Below are 403 nucleotides of genomic sequence, written 5' to 3'. Positions count from 1 at the left end.
CCACTTATACTTGATGGTGTTCATCCAATTATTGACAAAAAACGTGTAGGTGTAAACACTAACTATCAATGGTTAACACTTGCACCTGGATATAACGATATTGAGATATTAGGTGAAAAGATATCAAACCCTTCTGTAGAATTTGATTTTAACTTCATATATAGGTAGGTGAATAGAGTGGAAAACTTAATATTAAAAAATAAAGTAGGAACTTTTGGCGAAATCGTAACTGATTTCGATTTAGGTTCTTTTAAATATGAATATTCAAAGAATGATGATCGCTCTATTTCACTTACTTTGGTTAGAACAAATAAAACAGAAGATATTTTCAATATGGCAACTAATGAAAACATTCTAAATTACAAAGGTCAAGATTATTTAATTAAAAGTACGAGTATCAAGC

1 pseudogene is annotated in these 403 nt (G+C 29.0%); it reads left to right on the top strand.

Annotated features, from left to right (window positions below):
• Positions 1 to 177: 177 nt before the first annotated feature.
• Positions 178 to 403 (top strand): annotated as a pseudogene (locus ACF91D_RS32205) (prophage endopeptidase tail family protein); the annotation flags it as partial.

The organism is Staphylococcus sp. 231237_7MaSpsaltlick, assembly GCF_043107035.1.
This window is presented reverse-complemented; position numbering and strand designations above follow the sequence as displayed.